This is a genomic window from Chamaesiphon polymorphus CCALA 037 (genome assembly GCF_003003845.1).
In the GTDB taxonomy this organism is placed as follows: Bacteria; Cyanobacteriota; Cyanobacteriia; order Cyanobacteriales; family Chamaesiphonaceae; genus Chamaesiphon; species Chamaesiphon polymorphus.
The window spans coordinates 1-7,753 of sequence record NZ_PVWO01000267.1; the positions used below are offsets into that span (position 1 = coordinate 1).

At 43.0% G+C, this 7,753-nt stretch carries 7 protein-coding genes; all 7 read right to left on the bottom strand.

Annotated elements, in window-relative coordinates:
• Nucleotides 1-317: 317 nt before the first annotated feature.
• A complete protein-coding gene (locus C7B77_RS18450) occupies nt 318-2,906 on the bottom strand; it encodes an efflux RND transporter permease subunit (RefSeq protein WP_106308066.1) in 2,589 nt (862 codons plus the stop codon).
• A 65-nt stretch (nt 2,907-2,971) separates the two neighbouring features.
• The gene (locus C7B77_RS18455) at nt 2,972-3,979 is read right to left on the bottom strand and encodes an ATP-grasp domain-containing protein (protein WP_106308069.1); all 1,008 of its coding nucleotides are present in this window, start codon (nt 3,977-3,979) and stop codon (nt 2,972-2,974) included.
• Between the two features lie 552 nt (nt 3,980-4,531).
• On the bottom strand, nt 4,532-5,431 hold the full coding sequence (locus C7B77_RS18460) for a cation diffusion facilitator family transporter (protein WP_106308072.1): 900 nt from the start codon (nt 5,429-5,431) through the stop codon (nt 4,532-4,534).
• A 7-nt stretch (nt 5,432-5,438) separates the two neighbouring features.
• Nucleotides 5,439-5,735 (bottom strand): peptidase, encoded by a 297-nt coding sequence (locus tag C7B77_RS18465; protein WP_106308075.1) that lies wholly within the window; start codon nt 5,733-5,735, stop codon nt 5,439-5,441.
• A 162-nt stretch (nt 5,736-5,897) separates the two neighbouring features.
• A complete protein-coding gene (locus C7B77_RS18470) occupies nt 5,898-6,341 on the bottom strand; it encodes a DUF4363 domain-containing protein (RefSeq protein WP_146138389.1) in 444 nt (147 codons plus the stop codon).
• 97 nt (nt 6,342-6,438) lie between these two features.
• A complete protein-coding gene (locus C7B77_RS18475; RefSeq protein WP_106308081.1) occupies nt 6,439-6,873 on the bottom strand; it encodes a hypothetical protein in 435 nt (144 codons plus the stop codon).
• Between the two features lie 112 nt (nt 6,874-6,985).
• Nucleotides 6,986-7,753: sensor histidine kinase (locus tag C7B77_RS18480; RefSeq protein WP_146138390.1), on the bottom strand; the 768-nt coding region annotated here is incomplete at its 5' end.

Consider the following 7,753-nt stretch of genomic DNA (forward strand, 5'->3'; position numbering starts at 1 on the left):
TTTCTAGAAGATCGCCCCTATTTGACATCCAAAATTTCAATCTCATCAATATAAAGGATCGTCATAGGGAGGAATGGGATCGGTTTGTGCAACTAGCGATCGATCGATGACCGATCGCTGGCTATCTAATTTAGTCCCCAAACGCAATCCTAAAATTATAGCGGTATGATTAATTGGGAGCACATTAGTCAAGGTTGTTTTCGTGAAACTTTTTCTCATCATTGCGAGCTTCTGACTTGGACAATAATCACTATAATTGTTTATTATGAAATTTAGATGAAATTTCGATCGATGAAGAATAAGTACAAAATACATAATCAGTCCAGTTCTGCGATCGCACTTAAATTGTGATTCTGTGCGTTATTTTTCTTCACAATAAATCGACCAAATAGTGAATATAGCGCAGGTAAAACTAGCAGCGTGAGCGCAGTAGACGTAAATAATCCGCCCAACACCACCACCGCCAACGGTTGTAAAATCTCTTTACCAGCACCAGAACCAATTACTAGCGGCACCATCCCCAGAGCGGAAGCTAGCGCAGTCAGCAGAATTGCGACCAGTCGTTCCATGGAGCCTTCGACAATTACCTCGCTCAAGGGGAGTCCTTGAGCGAGTCGATGATTGTAGTTATCGACGAGTAGCAATCCGTTACGAGTGGCGACTCCAAACAGAGTAATGAAGCCCACCATTGACGCGACTGAGATAATCCCCCCACTGCTAGCAACAGCAATTACGCCACCGATGAGGGCGAGTGGGAGATTAATCATAATCATCAGCGTAGCGGGAATAGAATTGACAGCGAAATAGATGAGAACTGCGATCGCAATTAACGAAAAAGATCCAGCGACAATTAAGGTTTGAGTGGCTTGCTCTTGAGCTTGAAACTGACCGCCGAATTGGACGTAATAGCCGCTGGGAAGAGTGATGGCTTTGACTTTCGATCGCACATCAGCAATTACCGAACCTAAGTCTCTTCCGGCAACATTGGAGGAGACAATAATCAACCTTGATACATTTTCACGATTAATCGTACTTGGGCCGCTACCATTTTGGACATCTAATTCACCAGAATTAACACCAGCCACATCAGCATCACCTTGAGCGAAACCCGCTCGAAACTGCATGGTGTCAAAGCGTTTATCATCTTTGAAAGCCGACATTACTGCCAGCGCAGCTTGGTCTGTCGATTCCAATGATTGTCCAGGATAAAGTGTGAGCGCATTGACTAGAGATCGATCTTGAAATTCTGGTAAAAAGACTTTTCCCAAGCCAGGTAAAATGACCATTGCAGCGACAAATCCAGCTAGGGATATCCCCAGGACTATCTTCGGAAATTTCATCGCCAGTAGCAGCAAGGGTCGATAAATCTGGTGTGCCATTTTCTCGACAAAAGTTTCGGAACTAGATAGTCTACGGTTGGCTAGGAGTAAAGCACAAAGAGCGGGAGTAAGCGTCAAAGCAACTAACGTCGATGCCAAAATCGAGAGTAAATAAGCCATCCCCATCGGTGTAAAAATTCGTCCTTCTACACCCGATAATACGAAAATGGGAGCGAAGACAACCGCGATAATTACTGTTGAAAATAATACGCTCACCCGCACTTCTACCGAGCCATTAAATACCACTTGGAGCGGTGGAAGTGGGTGAGCAGCAACTTGATTTTCTCGTAACCGTCGATAGACATTTTCCATATCCACGATCGCATCATCGACTACAGATCCGATCGCGACGACTAAACCACCCAGCGTCATGGTGTTTAAACCCTGTCCCGTCCAGTTTAGAATAATTAATCCGAGTAATAATGACAGTGGTAAAGCACTCAAACTAATCAGCACCGTCCGCCAGTTCATCAAGAAGATAATTAAGATTACCGAAACAATAATTGTCCCGTCTCTTAAAGCATCCTCGACATTTTTAATCGATGCTTCAATAAATAGATCTTGGTCGAAAGTTTTAGTAAAGGTGATATCTTTCGGTAGTCCCGCTTTTAGCTCTGCCATTGCTGCTTCGACAGCTTTAACTACTGTCGGTGTATCGGCGACGGGCTGTTTTATAACTGTTAAAATCAACGCCCGTTTACCGCGAAATAATCCGTCGCCACGGCGCAGTGCGGGGGCAATTTTGACATCGGCGACTTGCTCTAATAATACTGGTGCGCCATTAATCGCTTTGATTGCTGATTTTTGGAGTTGTTCGATCGATTCAATCCTACCAATCCCCCGCACTAACATTTCTCGATCGGGACTAATCAAAAATCCCCCAGGGACGTTAGCATTAGAATTCTGGACAGCCTTGGTAACGTCAGCTACCGAGACATTAAATGCTTTAAGTTTATCTGGATCGATTAGCACCTGATATTGACGCTCATCGCCACCGTAAAGGAAGACATTACTCACCCCTGGTACGGCTAACAGGCGGTTGCGAACATCCCAATTTACCGCCCGCCAGACTTCCATCATATTGTTACCCGAAAAGGCATACTTTACCGTCCAACCCAATGGCGAACTCACGGGTAAGATCTCTGGTTGTCCGACACCTTTGGGTAAAATACTCTGCACCCGTTGGAGCCGCTCGGTGACGAGTTGACGGGCGCGATAAATATCTGTTTGTAAGTTAAATACAGCTTTGACTGAAGCAATCCCCACCGCTGAAGAGGAGCGCAGAGATTCTAATCCAGGCGTACCGTTGATAGCACTCTCGATCGGGCGCGTTACTAGTGATTCGACTTCTTCGGGGGCTAATCCAGGCGCATCAGCTTGAATTTCGACCTGTGGCGGCGCAAAGCTGGGGAATACATCTAAAGGCATTTGTCCCAATACACGCCAGCCCCAGATGCTAATTAGCAGGGATGCGATGACTATTAGCCACCGTTGGGCGATCGACCATTTTACAATTGTATTAAGCATCAGATAGTGTTTAGCGATTTGATAAAAAAACGTACCTGTGGATATAGATTGCAATACTTGTAATATTAATTTGTAACTTCGACAGAAATTTGTGCTGGGTTATAGTTAAATAAAATGTCATCAGCCTTGACAAAAATGGCATCATCATACCGCAACATTGCCAAACCATCTTCCCATTCATCGATCGCTACTTGAGGATATTTACCCGTACATAACTGCATCAGCCAGCCAGGGAAATCTGCTCCTGCTCGATAGGATAGAGGATAGCCCCCACCAAAACGCGGGTTAATTTCGATAAATACAATTTCACCGTCAGACTGTAAAAAGCACTGTACGGTAATACAACCGATCGCGCCAGGTAAAGATTCGACTACTTGTTTTGCCGCAGCAATTAAAGCTGGATTTTTAACAGTAATCCCTTTACTAATTTCACCCGCTCTAGTTTCTATTCTTAATCTCGGAACGATCGATATTACCCGACCTTGAAAATCAACTAAAATATCGATCGTATATTCTTCACCAGTGATTAGCTCTTGAACGATCGCATTTTCAACATAGTTTGAGAAGAATTCTAGCTCTACTTGATTCCGAACCTCATATACTCCAACACTAGAACTACCTGTATCGGGCTTGAGGATCAGTGGTAAATCTAGCTCGGTAACTTCATCTAATTTATAAATTTTAGGTGTTTTAACACCAATGTTCTCAAAGAAGATACTTGTCTGATTTTTGCTATAGCAAATCTCATTTGTTGCTACTGATGAAACGAGTAGAGTTACACCCCGATCTCGAAACTGCTGTTGATGGAGTGATAGGAGATGCAGTTCTGTGTCAATTAACGGAATCAGTAAATCGATCGAATAGAAAGTGCAAATATCTAGTAAACTGTCTATATAAGTAGGATCGTTAATTTTAGGTACGAGTTCGACTGTATCGGCGATAAAACAAGCTGGAGCATTTTGCTTTGAATCGGCAGCAATTATCTTACCATTGATGTTAAATCGACTCATCGATCTCCGAAAAGCTTTCATTAGTTCGACTCTTCTGCCGACACTTGTTAGTAAAATATTCATAAATATATTCGCTCTCGATTAAGTTTCGATCTGCTGTCGGCACTTAATTTCAATGATTTAGTTTGGATTATTCTCAATCTTTATAAATAAATCGACCGATCGTAATTATCACCACCCTATGAAGATAAAACTATCGATCGACTGTAATTAAATGGCTTTAACTTCCAATGTTCAGAGTTTTTCCGTATCATTATTGGTCTGACCATCTTCAAATTCAGTCACTTTAAGGTGACCGTGCGGGGCAACAGAGGCAAATAGCGGTAGCCCCGATCGCTATGGCAACGAGATTATCTTTTACTAAGGGTTTCATCGGGTGAATTCCTGAATGTGTGTCCAATGCTACTGATGTTAGGCAATAAATGTTAAGAACTCAGAAAGATCATATTTTAGAAGTCAACAAATATTTGATTTTGAGTGCAGCCAGTTCAACCATCTACTGAAAACTGAATATTTAGTTGAAAAGAACCTCGAACCTGAGAGTAGGGCAAATTGCACGGATCTTACAGCAACTGCGGTTATAGATCGCCAATTTCAAAAAGTCAAATTATCGATCTATCGATCGAGTTCTAGATCCGTCCAGGATTTGGGATCTTCGAGCGGTTCCATGTGCGAAACTACATTAGTACCTGGTAGAGCCTCGACGATCGCTGCTTCGACATCTTCACAGAGATCGTGCCCCTGCTGTACCGTCCAATTTCCTGGTACCAATACGTGAAACGTCACAAATCGTCGCGAACCAGATACTCGCGTGCGGAGAGCGTGAAAGCGGATACCTTGTGGTTCGTGCCTACTAAAAATATGCGTAATTCGAGCGCGTTCCTTTACTGGTAACGATGTATCGAGCAATCCTGCGCCCGTCTCTTCGAGCAGTTTTACTCCCGATACGAGGATACTTGCCGCAACGCACAAAGCAATTATCGGATCGAGAATCAGCCAACCCGTCAGCTTGACGAGAAAGATGCCGAGAATGACACCGCCAGAAGTCCAGACGTCGGTAAATAAATGATGGGCATCAGCACGCAGCGTAATCGATCGCAATCGCCGCCCCGCCCGCAATAGAATCCACGCTACCCCGCCATTAATCGCAGTGGCAACTAATGTCAGGAACAGCCCCACACCGAGCTGTTCGAGCGGTTGGGGCGAAGACAATCTCCCCACCGCTACTACAGCAATCCCAATTGCAGCAATGAAAATCAGAATACTTTCCAATCCACTCGAAAAGTATTCCGCCTTATTATGCCCGAAAGGATGATCTTCATCAGCGGGAGTTGCGGCAAAAGATAGTGCCCAAAATGCCGCTAGTGCAGCCACTAAATTGATGCCAGATTCTAACGCATCAGATAATAGTCCCACTGAGCCAGTCAAAAAATAGGCTCCAGTTTTTAACGCGATTGTCATCAGCGCAGCCCCGATCGACAAAAATGTATACGGTCGCGCAGTTTGAAAACTCATCAGTTTACTAGTCTATATAATTTTTCTTGCGATTGAACACACCAGTCATGGTAATCCCTGTAATTAACAGTCCAAGTGTCCCGATCCCATTAAGCACAGGATAAATTGCTTGGAGATGAAAAATTTCGCCCGTGTGAATTGCCATTAAAAGACTCCGTGAAACCCCCAAATTCAATTGCCATTCTGTCACAATAGTTGCAATCGTTCCTGTAACAACAGTCAAAATCAAGGGGATAAAAATAATCGAAGCCAAGCCACGGTGATATTTGCGGAATAAACGTTTTAAATTAGATGAAAAAAACATCACTAGTAATCTCGATCGATTGTTAAATTAAATAGTGCTGAATCACTTATATTCTCAACTAAGCTTCTGATATTAAAACCACTTTGCTGGCATTCTAGAACCATTACTGCCAGCAATTAATTCAAAAAATTAGATGTGAAACAGCTTATGTACAATTAGTAGCTAGATAAGATTACCAACTTGAGAATTGCTAATACTTTGTTGCTGACTAGCTTTGATGATACTTCGCTTGAGTTTTTGCAAGTTAGTTAGCAATATATCCTTACTTTGTTTGCTGGCGATGCCGCTATTTACTAATCCTACTTCATTTTCAATCGCTTTATACGTATCAGCGGATTTAGACTTGACTCCATCTTCTACCGTTTTCCATGAGTTTTCAAATTTAGTAAATTCAATTTTTGCTCTATCTAATCTACCTGCTACGATCGCTTTTTCAGTCGATCTAATTACTTCTAGCAAAGCAGTAAAACCAGATGCTGTATTTTGCGGTGCTGAAGTAACTGTTTTGGTTGTCGCGATCGAATTTTCGACTGAGGCTGGTTTGCTCGTACAGCTAGTGATGCTAAAAGCTATCAGGCTACCACAGAAAAGTTGTAAAATTTTCATATCCATTAATGAATGTTGTTGTAAATCGAGAGTGAGTTGGGTTGGAGTGGTTCTATGTGCGATCCTCCAAGGTATAGTTTTAGAAACCTTGGGCGATCTAATTTGAAGATAATACATCACTTGCTAGATCGATACTCTCTCTAAGTTTTAGTAATTTGGCTAATAAAATTTCATTACTTTGCTGGTTAGCAATGCCGTTCGCTATCGACCGTGTTACATCTTCAATGGCTTGATAAGCATCCATATTACCAGCCTTTACCAAATCTGCTGTCTGTCGCCAATATGCCTCAAACTCAGCAAATTCAGTTTTTGCTGCATCTAAGTTATCTGCTTCGATCGCAATTTTAGTCAATTCAACAATTAATTTTAAAACCATCAAATCAGATTTCTCAGATGTAGAGGATCGAGCTATTAAAGCAACAAAAGTTTCTGGTGCGTCAGTGGAATTTGATGCTGGAGTGGCGACCATCTGATAAATATTGGTCATCATTAGCAATAACCGAGCGCGCAACAATTGCCATATTCGCACCATAACTATTGTTGGGGGTGTAGATCGGGGTATGTATCGATCTAGCCTGTTCTAGCGATCGAATACCCAAAGTATATAGAAAAGAAGGAAGGAAGTCGGGAGGAAATGAATAATTCTAAGCTAATGGCAGTTTTACGTGGAAACAACTACCCCGATTTAACTGACTATCAACTCGAATCTCACCTTGGTGCGATCGGGCAATCGACTGGGCAATCGCTAATCCCAAACCTAATCCGCCGCGATCGCCTGCGCCATCAATATCTGCCTGCCAAAATCGATCGAACACCAGTGGCAAGTGTGCCTCAGCGATCCCCACTCCCGTGTCGATAATTTTGACATTAACAGCACCTTTTACCCGATCCATTGTCACCGTTATGGTTCCACCACTAGGTGTATACTTTAAGGCATTATCTAGCAAGTTCCGAAACAGGCGTGGTAGCTGAGTGCGATCGCCATTGACACAAACATGAGATAACAACTTAGAATTGAGGGTGATTTGTCTCTTTTGTGCCTGGGATTCTAGTAATTCCAACAGATCTTCTAAGATTTCGTCGATCGCGATCGGTTGCCGCTCTTGAGAACCGAGATTCACATCCAGCCGAGTTAATAGCAATAAATCTTCAACCAAATAGCGGATTTGCTCGATACCTTTGGAGATTACTTCAATTCGATGTCGATCGACGGGCAGCAAATCTGCTACATCGCTCCGCAGCCCATCAACCTCAATTTTTACAGCGGTTAGGGGGCTGCGTAATTCATGGGAGGCATCAACAGTAAACTGTTGCAGTTGTTGTAAATTCCGTTGAATTGGTTGAAGCGACTGCTGAGTTAACCAGATGCTCCCCAGCCCAGTTAGCCCCAATCCCACAATCCCCCCTAATCC

Coding starts and splice junctions, on each gene's coding strand:
- C7B77_RS18450 (WP_106308066.1), bottom strand. CDS start 2,906: ATGCTTAATACAATTGTAAAATGGTCGATCGCCCAACGGTGGCTAATA.
- C7B77_RS18455 (WP_106308069.1), bottom strand. CDS start 3,979: ATGAATATTTTACTAACAAGTGTCGGCAGAAGAGTCGAACTAATGAAA.
- C7B77_RS18460 (WP_106308072.1), bottom strand. CDS start 5,431: ATGAGTTTTCAAACTGCGCGACCGTATACATTTTTGTCGATCGGGGCT.
- C7B77_RS18465 (WP_106308075.1), bottom strand. CDS start 5,735: ATGTTTTTTTCATCTAATTTAAAACGTTTATTCCGCAAATATCACCGT.
- C7B77_RS18470 (WP_146138389.1), bottom strand. CDS start 6,341: ATGAAAATTTTACAACTTTTCTGTGGTAGCCTGATAGCTTTTAGCATC.
- C7B77_RS18475 (WP_106308081.1), bottom strand. CDS start 6,873: ATGGTGCGAATATGGCAATTGTTGCGCGCTCGGTTATTGCTAATGATG.